Origin of the sequence: Megamonas sp. Calf98-2, from assembly GCF_900110235.1 — a bacterium.
Lineage (GTDB): Bacteria > Bacillota > Negativicutes > Selenomonadales > Selenomonadaceae > Megamonas > Megamonas funiformis.
Map to the genome: position 1 here is coordinate 1 of NZ_FOCY01000040.1, position 14,290 is coordinate 14,290.

The 14,290-nt window shown below is 31.6% G+C and carries 11 protein-coding genes; 6 read left to right on the plus strand and 5 right to left on the minus strand.

What is annotated here, in order from left to right; all coding sequences use genetic code 11:
- Window positions 1-164: IS200/IS605 family transposase (tnpA, locus tag BMX03_RS10090; RefSeq protein WP_143052093.1), on the minus strand; the 164-nt coding region annotated here is incomplete at its 3' end.
- A gap of 129 nt (window positions 165-293) precedes the next feature.
- On the opposite strand from tnpA, the gene BMX03_RS10095 reads away from it, so the two are divergent.
- From BMX03_RS10095 to BMX03_RS10110, 4 genes are all read left to right on the plus strand, one after another.
- A complete protein-coding gene (locus BMX03_RS10095; RefSeq protein WP_255361482.1) occupies window positions 294-1,400 on the plus strand; it encodes an alpha-amylase family glycosyl hydrolase in 1,107 nt (368 codons plus the stop codon).
- Between the two features lie 108 nt (window positions 1,401-1,508).
- Window positions 1,509-2,966, plus strand: coding sequence for a bifunctional methyltransferase/pyrophosphohydrolase YabN (gene mazG, locus BMX03_RS10100; protein ID WP_091695193.1), 1,458 nt, complete (start codon window positions 1,509-1,511; stop codon window positions 2,964-2,966).
- A 219-nt stretch (window positions 2,967-3,185) separates the two neighbouring features.
- Complete coding sequence (locus tag BMX03_RS10105) at window positions 3,186-3,461, plus strand: HU family DNA-binding protein (RefSeq protein WP_008538666.1); 276 nt, start codon at window positions 3,186-3,188, stop codon at window positions 3,459-3,461.
- Window positions 3,462-3,567: 106 nt separating this feature from the next.
- Window positions 3,568-4,326 (plus strand): SDR family NAD(P)-dependent oxidoreductase, encoded by a 759-nt coding sequence (locus tag BMX03_RS10110; protein ID WP_022228262.1) that lies wholly within the window; start codon window positions 3,568-3,570, stop codon window positions 4,324-4,326.
- 49 nt (window positions 4,327-4,375) lie between these two features.
- Here the strand turns inward: BMX03_RS10110 and BMX03_RS10115 are convergent, their stop codons facing one another.
- Entirely contained in the window at window positions 4,376-5,668 is a 1,293-nt protein-coding gene (locus BMX03_RS10115) for an O-acetylhomoserine aminocarboxypropyltransferase/cysteine synthase family protein (RefSeq protein ID WP_091695195.1), read from the minus strand.
- A 117-nt stretch (window positions 5,669-5,785) separates the two neighbouring features.
- A complete protein-coding gene (cysK, locus tag BMX03_RS10120; RefSeq protein ID WP_015562787.1) occupies window positions 5,786-6,715 on the minus strand; it encodes a cysteine synthase A in 930 nt (309 codons plus the stop codon).
- Between the two features lie 511 nt (window positions 6,716-7,226).
- Between cysK and ileS the strand changes: the two genes are divergently transcribed.
- Complete coding sequence (gene ileS / locus BMX03_RS10125) at window positions 7,227-10,340, plus strand: isoleucine--tRNA ligase (RefSeq protein WP_091695198.1); 3,114 nt, start codon at window positions 7,227-7,229, stop codon at window positions 10,338-10,340.
- Between the two features lie 58 nt (window positions 10,341-10,398).
- Here the strand turns inward: ileS and BMX03_RS10130 are convergent, their stop codons facing one another.
- Together BMX03_RS10130 and BMX03_RS10135 are read right to left on the minus strand one after the other, a co-directional pair.
- Window positions 10,399-11,178 carry a hypothetical protein gene (locus BMX03_RS10130; RefSeq protein ID WP_091695201.1) on the minus strand — a complete coding sequence of 260 codons (780 nt, stop codon included), beginning with the start codon at window positions 11,176-11,178 and terminating at the stop codon, window positions 10,399-10,401.
- Between the two features lie 197 nt (window positions 11,179-11,375).
- Window positions 11,376-11,801 (minus strand): helix-turn-helix domain-containing protein, encoded by a 426-nt coding sequence (locus tag BMX03_RS10135; protein WP_022228266.1) that lies wholly within the window; start codon window positions 11,799-11,801, stop codon window positions 11,376-11,378.
- Window positions 11,802-11,903: 102 nt separating this feature from the next.
- On the opposite strand from BMX03_RS10135, the gene BMX03_RS10140 reads away from it, so the two are divergent.
- A complete protein-coding gene (locus tag BMX03_RS10140) occupies window positions 11,904-13,895 on the plus strand; it encodes an ATP-dependent DNA helicase (protein ID WP_091695204.1) in 1,992 nt (663 codons plus the stop codon).
- Window positions 13,896-14,290: the final 395 nt, after the last annotated feature.

The window sequence follows — 14,290 nt, forward strand, 5'->3', positions numbered from 1 at the left end:
TTCATCTCGATTAAATCGACGTGAAGCTTCTGACAAATATTATTAATCAACTCCTTTAATCGTTCATCAACACCATTGTTCAACACTTTTCTACGATATTTAGGACAAAATACTACATGATATTTACAAGAATATACTATATTATTATTTGATTTATATTTCATAAAAGTATTATATAACTATTAAAAATATAATACAATAAAAAACAATGATATAGAATCATTGTTTTTTAGCGAGCTTATATCCCCATAAATAAATTTAGGGGCTTTACGCTCGCATTTGGTAAAAATATCGTGCGTTTTTGGATGGAAAAAGGCGTAAAAGGTTTTCGTTTTGATGTCATCAATTTAATCAGTAAGGCTGGTTTTGAAGATGATTTCTCTGTAGATGGAGATGGCAGAAGCTTTTATACAGATGGGCCACGCATTTATGAATTTTTACAAGAATTAGCTAGAGATAGTTTTGCTAAAGACAAAGATATCATAACTGTTGGTGAAATGAGTAGCACTACTATGGAAAATTGTTATAAATACGCTGGTGAAAAAACAGGCGAACTTTCTATGGTATTTACTTTCCATCATTTAAAAGTGGATTTTATGGGCAATGAAAAACGGGTACTTGTACCAACTGACTTTATGAAATTGAAACAGTTGATTTTTGATTGGCAGATAAATATGGAAAAAAATAATGCTTGGAATGCTGTTTTTTGGTGCAATCATGACCAGCCACGTGTAATATCTCGCTTTGGTAGTGATGATAAATACCATAAAGAATCAGGCAAAATGTTGGCAACATTGATACATTGTTTAAGAGGAACACCATATATTTATCAAGGTGAAGAAATCGGAATGACTAATCCACATTTTAAATCCATTGAACAATATCGCAATGTAGAAAGTTTAAATCATTATCAAATTTTACAGGATAAAGGCATGACAAAAGAGCAAGCTTTGATGATTTTAGATGTGCATACTCGTGATAATTCAAGAACTCCTATGCAATGGGATGATAGTATAAATGCAGGATTTACAACAGGAACTCCTTGGATACAGACAGCAGATAACTACACTGAGATAAATGTAAAAAATAGTTTAGAAGATAAGGACTCTATTCTCTATTATTATCAAAAATTAATTCAGTTGCGTAAAAATTATGATGTGATAGCTTATGGAGATATAAAACCATTACTTTGCGAAGATAAAAGAGTATTTGCTTATGGACGCAATTATAAAGGTCAAAAATTAATTGTAATCTGTAATTTCTATCCAACAACATATGAAATAGAATTGCCATATGACCTTTTAAATTACAAATGCATATTAAATAATTATAAAAATGAAGCAAAAGCAAAAAAAATTGCATTAAAACCTTATGAAACCTTAGTTTATTGCAATCTTTGATTGACAAATCACTTTTCTTGCTTTATATTTATAGTAATCACAATCCATAGTAACCGCACGGTTTTCCACAGCGGTTACTTTTTTTCTGAAAGAAGTGGAAGGTATAATATGGGACAAATAACAATTGTAGGCTTAGGACCAGGCGATTTTGGTCTTATTACTCTAGATACTTGGGATAAAATAACAAATACAGATAAATTGATTTTGCGTACTGCTATTCACCCTACAGTAGCTGAATTAGATAAACGAAATGTAGTGTATACTTCTTGTGATGAATTTTATGAACAAGGGGCTTCTTTTGATGATGTGTATAATAGTATTGCTCAAAAATTGATTGAAGAAGCTAAAAATGGTCATGATGTAGTATATGCTGTTCCAGGTAGTCCACTTGTTGCAGAAAGAACAGTAGTGATTATCAGACAAAAAGCCAAAGAAGCTGATGTGAAATTAAACATCATGCCAGGTATGAGCTTTATGGAAGTTTTATATCAGCGCTTAAATATAGACCCTATTGATGGGCTTACTATTTTAGATGCTTGCGATTTAGAAAACTTACCAAGTGAAATGCCATCAGCACTTGTAATCACGCAAGTATATAATCAGCACGTAGCTTCAGATACAAAATTGACTTTGATGGAAAATTATCCAGAAAATTATCCTGTAACATTCATTCGCAATTTGAGTTTGCCAGATGAAGAAATTCGCGAAATTCCTCTATATGAATTAGACCGTCAACCTCATATTGACCATTTGACAAGTTTATATATAGGAAAAATGCCAAAAAATGAGCAAACTTTTGATTTAGAGCCACTAGAAGATGTAGTAAAAACACTTCGTAGCCCAGGCGGTTGTCCATGGGATATCGTGCAGACACATAAATCTCTTCGTCGTAACTTGATTGAAGAAGTTTATGAAGTTATTGAAGCTATAGATTTAGAAGATGAAAAATTGCTCTGTGAAGAACTTGGCGATTTATTGATGCAAATAGTATTTCATGCTCGCATGGCAGAAGAAGCTAAGTTATTCTCCATGCAAGATGTTATCGATGGTATAACTGAAAAATTAATTCGCCGTCATCCACATGTTTTCGGTGATGTCGATGTAAAAGATGCAGGCGAAGTTTTAGCTAATTGGGAAGCTATTAAACAAGCGGAAAAAACAGAAAGAACTTCTATATTAGATGGTGTACCAAAAGATTTACCATCACTTATGGTTGCTTATAAATTGCAACATAAGGCAGCAAAAGTAGGTTTTGACTGGCCAGACATTGATCCTGTATGGGATAAATTAGAAGAAGAACTTCGTGAATTAGAAGAAGCTATTGTCGATGGACAAAAAGAAAAGATAGAAGAAGAACTAGGCGATGTTTTATTTACAATTGTAAATATTTCTCGTTTCTTAAAAATAGACCCAGAAGTAGCTTTAGCTGGCACAAATCGCAAATTTAAAAGAAGATTTTCCTATATTGAAGAAAAAGTAAAAGCTAAACAACAAAATTGGGAAAGCTTGTCTTTGATTGATTTAGATGAATTGTGGCAAGAAGCTAAACTTAAAGATGAAAAATAATTAAATAAATGTAAATAAGGACTTGATTAAGTCCTTATATGATGAGATAATAAGGTGGTTTTATAATCTCATCATATAAGGATTTAATGTTGTGAAATAATCCTTACAAAATAAGAGTTTTGCCGTAATTTATATATATATTAGACTCTTATTTAGAGGAAATACCTCTTTAGCGGCGAACAATTATATTTGATAATAATTTTAAAGGAGGCTATCTTCGTGAATAAATCCGAATTAGTAGCAAGTGTTGCTGAAGTAGCAGAATTAACAAAAAAAGATGCAGAAAAAGCTGTTAACGCTGTTTTTGCAAGTGTACAAAAAGCTCTTGTTGAAGATGACAAAGTACAAATTATTGGTTTTGGTACTTTCGAAGTTAGAACTCGTGCAGCTCGTAAAGGTCGTAACCCACAGACTGGCGAAACTATCGAAATTCCTGCTTCCAAAAACCCAGTATTCAAAGCTGGTAAAGCTTTAAAAGAAGCTGTAAATCAGTAATTCTTAATTGAATAAACGTTAAGAAATGGTAAAGTCGAGTTTTTAATATCACGTGATATTTAGACTCGGCTTTATTTTTTAGAATGATGAAGAAATGGTGAAGTTTATGGAGAAAATAGCTTTAATCACAGGTGGGACATCTGGCATAGGTCTTGAATGTGCTAAAAAATTTTTAGTAAATAAAATAAATGTGATTTTAGTAGGTAGAAATAAAGATAAATATATAGAAGCTAGAAAATATTTAAAATCATTTATCACAAAAGATGTATTTTGCGATTTTATTCAAGCAGATATCAGTAGTGCTAAAAATTGCAAGAGCGTCATAGATACAGTGATTGAAAAATATAAAAAACTAGATATTTTAGTGAATAACGCAGGGATTTATCTGGAAAATGCTATTGAAGATGTAGAAGAAGATGAATTTGATAGAATTATGAGTATAAATTTGAAAGGAGCTTATTTTTTATGTAAATATGCTGTTCCTCATTTGAAAAAACAAGGAGAAAATGCTTCTATTGTAAATGTATCTTCTGATGCAGGTATTAATGGAAATTTCTTTTGTAGTGCATACTGTGCTTCTAAAGGTGGTTTGACCGTATTTACAAAAGCTTTAGCCTTGGAATTAGCACCGTATAAGGTCAGAGCAAATTGCGTTTGCCCTGGAGATATAGATACACCACTTACGCGAAATCAATTTGCAGGTGATGTGGAAGAAGGCATAAAAGAAGCGAGTAGTTTATATCCTATAGGAAGAATAGGCAGACCAGAAGAGGTAGCGAATGTAATTTATTTCTTGGCAAGTCCAGAAGCTAGTTTTGTAACAGGGGCTGTATGGAGCGTTGATGGCGGAATTACAGCTTGTTAAATAAAAGCCACATTATATTAAATTTAAATAATATAATGTGGCTTTATTATTATGCTAAAGCTTGAGCTAAATCACGGAGAATATCATTTATATTTTCAAGACCTATAGAAAGGCGAATTGTATTTGGCTTTATGCCAGAAGCAGATAATTCTTCTGTAGTCATTTGTGAGTGAGTGGTGCTAGCTGGATGAATTACGAGGGATTTCGCATCTGCTACATTGGCAAGTAAGGAGAATAATTGGAGTTTATCGATAAAATCTTGAGCGTCTTTTGCTGTGCCTTTGATTTCAAATGTGAAGATAGAGCCACCATCATTGGGTAAATATTTTTGGTATAAATTATGGTCGAAGCGTGAGGTAATAGAAGGGTGATTGACATTTTCGACTTTATCATGATTTTGCAAAAATTCAATGACTTTAAGTGTATTTTGTATATGGCGTTCTACACGTAAAGATAAAGTTTCTAATCCTTGTAAAAGTAAAAATGCATTAAATGGAGAGATACAAGCACCTAAATCTCGAAGTAAAATAGCACGAACTTTAGTGATAAAAGCGAGCTTTCCTGTAGCTTTAGTGAAAGAAATTCCATGATAACTAGGATTAGCTTCGACTAAAGAAGGGAATTTATTACTTTTTTCCCAATCGAAATTACCACTATCTACGATAATTCCACCTAGAGAAGTGCCATGACCACCGATGAATTTAGTAGCAGAGTGAATGACGATATCAACACCATATTCGATAGGTCGTACAAGATATGGTGTTGCAAATGTATTATCTACAACAGCAGGAATGTTATATTTATGTGCTAAATTAGCTAAAGCTTCTAAATCGGCAATATCACTATTTGGATTGCCTAAAGTTTCAAAATAGATACATTTTGTATTTTCTGTGATAGCATTTTCGACTTCATCTAGATTATGAATATCGACAAAAGTTGTATTTATGCCAAAATCCACTAAAGTATGAGCAAAAAGATTATATGTTCCTCCATATACTGTTTTTGAGCAGACAATATGGTCGCCTACTTTAGCGAGAGCTTGTATTGTATAGGCTATAGCGGCAGCACCTGAAGCTATAGCCAAAGCTCCTGCACCACCCTCAAGACTAGCAATACGCTTTTCTAATACTTCTTGAGTGGAATTAGTTAATCTACCATAAATATTACCGTCTTCTTTTAAGGCAAATCTATCAGCAGCTACTTGGCAATTATCAAATACATAAGAGGTAGTTTGATAAATGGGTACAGCACGAGAATTTGTTATAGGGTCAGGTATTTCTTGACCTATATGTAATTGTTTAGTTTCAAAAGCCCAATTATTTGTATCCAATTTTTTTGTCATCAGAAAACTCTCCTTTTTAAATATATTTATCCTATTATAAAACTATGAATACCTTATAAAAATAACATCATCACATAAAAATATTTACAATATGATGATGTTATTGAGTTTGAAAGATTATTCTTCAAATAATGGTGTAGAGAGATAACGTTCACCTGTATCAGGAAGAAGCACAACAATATTTTTGCCAACATTTTCTGGACGTTTGGCAACTTGAGTAGCTGCCCAAAGTGCGGCACCAGAAGAAATGCCAGTCAAAAGACCTTCTGTTTTGGTGAGTTCTTTACTAGCTGTAAAACATACTTCGTTGTCCACAGTTATGATTTCATCATAGATAGAGGTATCTAAAGTATCTGGTATAAAGCCAGCACCAATGCCTTGAATTTTGTGAGCCCCTGCTTTACCGGTTGTTAATACAGCAGAAGTTTGAGGTTCAATACCAATGATTTTTATATTAGGATTTTGTTCTTTGAGATATTTTCCTGTACCGCTTAAAGTACCGCCTGTACCAATACCAGCAACGAAGATATCAATTTTACCATCAGTATCTTGCCAAATTTCTGGGCCAGTTGTCATATAGTGAGCTTGGCGATTGACTAAATTAGTGAATTGTCCAGGAATAAAGCTATCAGGTATATCTTTTGCTAATTCTTCAGCTTTTTTGATAGCTCCTGTCATGCCTTTGCTACCTTCTGTTAATACAAGCTCAGCACCATAAGCTTTCATGAGTTTTCTGCGTTCAATGCTCATAGTTTCTGGCATAGTGATGATGATTTTATAACCTTTACTTGCAGCTACAGCACAAAGACCAATACCAGTATTGCCACTTGTTGGCTCAATGATAGTGGAATTAGGTTTTAAAATACTGCGATTTTCAGCATCTTCAATTATGGCTTTGGCAATTCTATCTTTGGCACTACCAGCAGGATTAAAATATTCTAATTTCACTAATAAATTAGTTTTTATATTATGGAGTTTACTATAATTATTGATTTGAACAAGAGGTGTATGTCCTACGAGTTCCATAAAATTATGATAAATTTTCATGGTAATGACCTCCTTTAATGTATGTTTTCATAGTGAATAAGTATGAATAGATTATAAACGATAAAATTATATTTGTCAATTTTATTTTGTATAATTGTAAACTGTTTAGGGTAAATTTTTTCTTGCTCATTTTCTATTATTGTGATATTATATCAAGCGTACACAATAGTACAAAGAAGAAAAACAATGAAAGAGATAGTAAATTAAAAATAAAAGTTACAGAGAGCCATGTATTGCTGGAAATTGGTACAAGTAGTTTTTAATGGAAAATCACTCTGGAGTTACAGGTTGAAATTAATTTTTAAGAATAGACCGTGTCGGGTCCCTCCGTTAAAAGGGTTGCATATGTTGGTATGTGAAATAGGTGGTATAATGACAGCACAGCTTTCATCCTGTTTTGGGTGAAGGCTTTTTTAGTTATGTATTACAGTTGCTCTTGTCCTATTTGGCAAGAGTTTTTTTCATATACTGGAATTTTTATTTATTATTTGTATACAGAGGAGGCTTTTTTGTGTATAACAAAGTTGATACCAATCTAAATTTCGTAGAACGCGAAAAAGAAATTGAAAAATTCTGGGAAGAACACGATATATTTAAAAAACAAGTACATCAACATGAAGATGCAGATGTATTCACATTTTATGATGGACCACCAACAGCAAATGGTAAACCTCATATTGGACACGTTTTAACTCGTGTAATCAAAGATATGATTCCTCGTTATCAAGCTATGAAAGGTCATAAAACTATCCGTAAAGCTGGTTGGGATACTCATGGTCTTCCAGTAGAACTTGAAGTTGAAAAATTATTAGGCATCAATGGTAAAGAACAAATTGAAGAATATGGTATTGAACCTTTCGTAGAAAAATGTAAAGAAAGCGTTTGGAAATACGAAGGTATGTGGGAAGAATTCTCCAAAGCTGTAGGCTATTGGGCAGATATGAAAGACCCATATGTTACATACCATAATGATTATATTGAATCTGTATGGTGGGCATTAAAAGAAATTTGGAACAAAGGTCTTTTATATAAAGGTCATAAAATCGTTCCATACTGCCCTCGCTGTGGTACACCTCTTTCTTCTCACGAAGTAGCTCAAGGATATAAAGATATAAAAGAAAAATCTGCATTTGTAAGATTTAAAGCAAAAGGTGAAGATGCTTACTTCCTCGCATGGACAACTACTCCATGGACTCTTCCATCTAACCTTGCACTTTGCGTAAATCCAGAAATTACTTATGTAAAAGTAAAACAAGGCGATTACACTTATTACATGGCTAAAGAACTTTGCGAAAAAGTTTTAGGCGAAGATTATACAATCCTCGAAGAAATGCCAGGTAAATCTCTTGAATATAAAGAATATGAACCACTTTATCCATATGCTTTAAATAAATTAAATGGCAAAAAAGCATTTATCGTAACTTGTGATGATTATGTAACAACTACAGATGGTTCTGGTATCGTTCATATGGCTCCTGCATTCGGTGAAGATGACTCCCGTGTTTGCCATGAATATGGTATTGCTTTCGTACAATTCGTTGACGCTAAAGGTTGCATGACAGCAGATACTGATTGGCCAGGCGTATTTGTAAAAAAAGCAGATCCAAAAATTTTAAAAGACTTAGAAGAAAAAGGTTTATTATTCTCTGCACCTAACTTTGAACATAGTTATCCACATTGCTGGCGTTGCGATACTCCACTTTTATACTATGCACGTGAAACATGGTTCATTCGCATGACAGCTGTTCGCGATAAATTAATTGCTAATAATAAAACAATAAACTGGATTCCTGAATCTATCGGTAAAGGTCGTTTTGGCGATTGGCTCGAACATGTTCAAGATTGGGGCTTATCTCGTAACCGTTATTGGGGTACTCCACTTAATATCTGGGAATGTGAATGCGGTCATCAACATGCAATCGGTTCTATCGAAGAATTAAAATCCATGTCTGATAATTGCCCTGATGATATTGAATTACATCGTCCATTCATTGATGCTGTAACTATTAAATGTCCTCATTGTGGTAAAGAAATGCATCGTGTTCCAGAAGTTATTGACTGCTGGTTTGACTCTGGTTCCATGCCTTTTGCACAATGGCATTATCCATTTGAAAATAAAGAACTCTTTGAAGAACAATTCCCAGCAGATTTCATCTCTGAAGCAGTAGACCAAACTCGTGGTTGGTTCTATTCTCTAATCGCTATTTCCACATTACTTTTTGACAAAGCTCCTTATAAAAACGTTATCGTATTAGGTCACGTTTTAGATGCTCAAGGTCGTAAAATGAGTAAATCTAAAGGTAATGCAGTAGAACCAATGAAAGCTTTAGCTCAACATGGTGCAGATGCTATCCGTTGGTATTTCTATGAAAATAGTGCTCCATGGCTTCCAAATCGTTTCCATGATGCTGCTGTTCAAGAAGGTCAACGTAAATTCATGGGTACATTATGGAATACTTACGCATTCTTTGTACTCTATGCTAATATTGATAAATTTGATGTATCTAAATACAGCCTTGAATATGATAAACTTTCTGTATTAGATAAATGGTGCTTGTCTCGTCTTAATACTTTAATTAAAACTGTAGATGAAGATTTAAATAGCTATAAAATCACAGAAGCTGCAAAAGCTCTTCAAGAATTTGTAGATGAACTTTCTAACTGGTATGTAAGAAGAAGTCGTGATCGTTTCTGGGCTAAAGAAACAGACCAAAACAAAATTAATGCTTACATGACTTTATATACTGTACTTACAACAGTTATTAAACTCGCAGCTCCAATGATTCCATTTATGACAGAAGCTATTTATCAAAACCTTGTTTTAAATAGTGAAAAAGATGCACCAGAAAGCGTACATCTTTGTGCTTATCCTGTTGCAAATGAAGTATTTATTGATAGCGAACTTGAAAAAACTATGGACTTAGTATTGAAAGCTGTAGTTTTAGGTCGTGCTGCTCGTAATGAAGCAAATATCAAAAACCGTCAGCCAATTGCTCTTATGTATGTAAAAGCTCCATTTGAACTCAATGAATTCTATACAAAAATTGTAGAAGAAGAATTAAATGTTAAAAAAGTAGAATTCAAAGATAATATGGACGAATATTTGAACTATGAAATTAAACCACAGTTCAAAGTATTAGGTCCAAAATACGGCAAACAGATGAAAGAAATTGCTGCTGCTCTAGCTAAAGTTGATGGACAAAAAGCTAAAGTTGAACTTGAAGCTACAAAAACATTGAAATTAGAACTTTCTTCTGGTGAAATCACACTTGTACCTGAAGACCTTGATGTAAAAATGACTCAAACAGAATGTTTTGCAGCTCAGCGTGATGGTGATGTAACAATTGCTATTTCTACAGTATTGACAGATGAACTCATTGAAGAAGGTTTCGTTCGTGAAATCATCAGTAAAGTTCAGACAATGCGTAAAGAAAATGGCTTTGAAGTAACGGATAGAATTACAATATTTGCTCAAGGTAATGAAAAAATTGCTAAATTAATGCAGGATAATGCAGAAACAATTAAGAAAATTACTTTAGCAGATGAACTTGTTTACGATAAATTAGACGGCTTCACTAAAGAATGGAACATCAATGGTGAAAAAGTAACTTTAGGCGTAAAATAATAAATATGAAAATAAAAAGGAAGTCTATTATATAGACTTCCTTTTTTATTTGAAAATATTAATAACCAAATTGTCTATGACGATTTAAGCTAAGTAATTTATAAAATTTATCAGTTACTTTACGATTATACGGTTCAAGTTCCATATTTTTTTTGAAAAGCATAAAGGAAACTTCATTAGAAGTTATATATTTAGCTAATCCTTTTTCTGTGAATTCATGTAAAATATTTAAATCGGATTTATCAATATATGAAATGAATAATTTCATCTTGCTATTGAGCCAATTCATATCTTCAGTGAAATTGCGTTTATTAGAATTAATTTTTTGATGAATGAAATTCAAATAGCGTTTAGCGATATGACTAAATACTGATGTGAAATTACCTTTGATGAAAGATGTCAATGCGCTAGGGTCTCTAAATTGATTGATAGGCATACCATCTAAGAAAATATCCAATTTTAAAGCAAAATCTTGAGCTTCTTTTAATTGATTTTGTTTGAGGAATTTACTGAGTTGAATAGATTCTAAATCCCAGCCATGTATGTTCAAAAATTCACTATAATGGCGCAAAACTAATTTATTATAAGGAGATAATTCAATAGTTTTTACGAAAATAACGTGAGCAAGCTCAGGGTCTTGAAGACAAATTGCCTGACCGCTTTCAGTAAGACGCAATAGTAGATGTAAATCAGTTAAACAGAGGCGATAACAATCGTCTTTCATGAGTTTTTCATAAGCTAATAATAAATGATTTGCTTCAATTTTTTCTACTGCGGAAAGTCTATCATAAGATTCTATTGTTTTTAAATATTTTGTGCCAGCTTCTAAAAAAGACATATAAAAAACCTCCATTACTAAAATTTATATAACGATTAATTTTTGTTATTGCAGTTATGATTTATAATAACACACTATTTGATTAAATTTTTCAATAATTTTCTATATTTAAATTAATGAAAAAATAAAAATACAAAATACATTATATAGAATAAAAAATAGGCTAATAAAAAGAAAAATTTATTAGCCTAAAAATTTTATTCTAGTAAAGGAGAAGCTTTTGCATCAGTCAATAATATATTTGTTTCAATTACGCTTAAATGTCTTTGAAGTGCATACATGATTATAGTATCCCATGGATTGCGTGGGTATAAAGAACTATGTTCAGCATAATTTAAAAGATGATTTGTTTCATCAATACTTAATTGCATAGCTATAGCAAGAGCTAATATGCGATTTCTAGCAGTATGTTTTTGCCCTGAAAAAATTTTATAAGCATAAGTTACAGGTAGACCAGATTTTTTGATAACATCTGATTTTGTTAAATTTTTTTGCGCTAAAAGTTCATCTAGATATTTAGGTAAGTTCATATCTAATAATTTATCTTTATTATTTTCTAAAAAAGTGTGAATATCTTTTTGTTGTTTTAAATCAGCACCTAATTTATCTGTGATTACTCCCATAAAAATACTTCCTTTGTTATTTTTAATTGATTTATATTATAATAAAATAACATTTTAAAGAATGCAATATTGATTAAATTATAGATAGTAGAGGTAAAAATAGTGCAATCAAAATTAGAAGCTAAATATTTACGAGAAATTGGAGAAAAAGTATATAGTTTTTTCTTTGAAAATCCTGAAATGGAAAATAATAATTTAGAATTTCGTGAAGGTCAATCAGAGATGGCTTGTGAAATAGTAGATGCTATCAGTCAAAAGAAAAATCTAGTGGTAGAAGCAGGTGTAGGGATTGGAAAATCTTTTGCTTATTTAGTGCCACTTATTTATTACAATTATTATTTACAAAAACCAGTGGTAATAGCTACTTCAACTATAACTTTGCAAGAACAATTACAAGGTGATATACGCTATATCATGGAGAAATTACAAATATTTCCAGAAGTTTTATTGGCTAAAGGTATGACTAATTTTATTTGTAGATATCATTTTAAAAGATTTTTTGATGATAGAACAAATTTAAAGCAATATGAAAAAATATATGAATGTATAAATCAAGGTGGCAAAGAGCCAAGTGATTGGAATATTGAACTTCCTTTAGATTTATGGCAGAAATTTAGAATTAAAAATTATAATTATCGTGAATGTAAATATTGTGAATATCGAGATGTTTGTCATTACCATAATTTACGTTTAAATTTGAAAAAGACAAAGGGCATAATTATTTGCAATCAAGATATGCTCACTACTGATTTGCGTTTAAAGCGAGAGATGAAAGATGGTTTATTTACTGAAGAATTAAGCTTGATTGTTGATGATGAAGCTCATAATTTAGAAGATAAAGTGCGTTCCTCGTATACAGATATGTTGACTAGAAAGCAATTGGTAAATACATTGAAAAGATGCTATTTAAGCATAAAAAAAATACCACCTAATTTAGCTAAAAATATAGATGGTGTATTTAGCGACATAGATAAAATTTTTAGGATAATAGATAAGCAGATAAAATATCAAATACAACAGGCGCAAAAACAACATCAAGATGCTGATAGATTTAAGATAAATATACCGATTGATTTATTGCAAAATGTATATAAAATAGCAGAAGCAATAATGATAGCACATGCTGTAAATATTCGCAAAACTGGTGGAAAAATCAATAGTGATATGGAGATTATTTTAGACTTTTTCAAAGCATGGCAAGATGAAAAAAACTATATTGTCTGGGCTGAAGAGGCTAAAAATCCAATAATATATCTTTGTCCTACAAATGTAAATGAAAAAATCAATGAATTATTTTTTGGCGATAGAGTAAAATTGAGAAAAAATTTCCATACAATTTTTACTTCGGCAACTTTGACGAATTTAGCCAATGAAGATTTGACGAAAGCATATAGTTATTTTATGCAAAATACGATGTTTCCAATAAATGATAGCATATTATCAGAAGTGAAATATTCGCCATTTGCTTATGATAAACATGCAAAACTTTTTTATACAGATGATATTACAAGCCCTAGTAAAGATAGAGGAAAATTCATTGATGAAAGCATAGATTTAGTGAAAAAAATATTGGATATTTCTCAAGGAAAGGCTTTGATTTTGTTTACATCTAAAGCGGATATGAATGCTGTATATACAAGGCTAAAAGCTTTGAATTTAAATTATACTTTAATTAAACAAAATGAAATATCTTCACAACAACAATTAATTCATAAATTTAAGCAAGATGTAAATTCTGTGTTACTAGGAACAGGAGTTTTTTGGGAAGGTATAAGCATAGAAGGTATAGCACTTTCGAATTTAATTATTTATAAATTGCCATTCCCACTGCCAGAACCAATCATCAATGAAAAATGTAAACGCAGTAAAAATCCTTTAGAGGAAGTATTAGTTCCAGAAATGATTATTAAATTAAAACAAGGTGTAGGTAGATTAATACGCAATAAAACAGATAAAGGCATAGTATCTATCATTGATTCGCGTCTAGGTGATAAATCAAAGGCAAATTATAAAGAAAAAGTATGGCAAGCTTTGCCGATAAAACAAAGAACAAATAGCTTAAAAGAATTACAAAGTTTTTATGATAATTTATGATTAATAAACAGGAAATTCATCATTATAAAGATAGATAATATCTAGTATAGGTGAATAAAAGCTTATATCTATCATGTAGGGACCATTTTTATCTTTATCTAGAGTGCTATTTGTTGGAAGTCCATTGCTTAAATCAACTTTTTTAGAAAAATCTTCATAGAGCGTTTTATCGTATAATTTACATTGACTTAAATCAATCCATATTTCACATACTTCATTTGGTGAGATATCTTTTTTAGGAAGGATAAATATAGTTGTTGCACCATCATCTCCAGGATAGATATCTAAATCATTGACATACTCCCCATGCCTAAAGGCAGGGGATTCTTGGATACAAACGATACTTGCCTACTAAAATAGCAGGTCTTACTATATCTCTCCAAAGAAGGTTGATG

Coding starts and splice junctions, on each gene's coding strand:
- BMX03_RS10130 (WP_091695201.1), bottom strand. CDS start 11,178: ATGTCTTTTTTAGAAGCTGGCACAAAATATTTAAAAACAATAGAATCT.
- BMX03_RS10135 (WP_022228266.1), bottom strand. CDS start 11,801: ATGGGAGTAATCACAGATAAATTAGGTGCTGATTTAAAACAACAAAAA.
- mazG (WP_091695193.1), top strand. CDS start 1,509: ATGGGACAAATAACAATTGTAGGCTTAGGACCAGGCGATTTTGGTCTT.
- BMX03_RS10110 (WP_022228262.1), top strand. CDS start 3,568: ATGGAGAAAATAGCTTTAATCACAGGTGGGACATCTGGCATAGGTCTT.
- BMX03_RS10115 (WP_091695195.1), bottom strand. CDS start 5,668: ATGACAAAAAAATTGGATACAAATAATTGGGCTTTTGAAACTAAACAA.
- cysK (WP_015562787.1), bottom strand. CDS start 6,715: ATGAAAATTTATCATAATTTTATGGAACTCGTAGGACATACACCTCTT.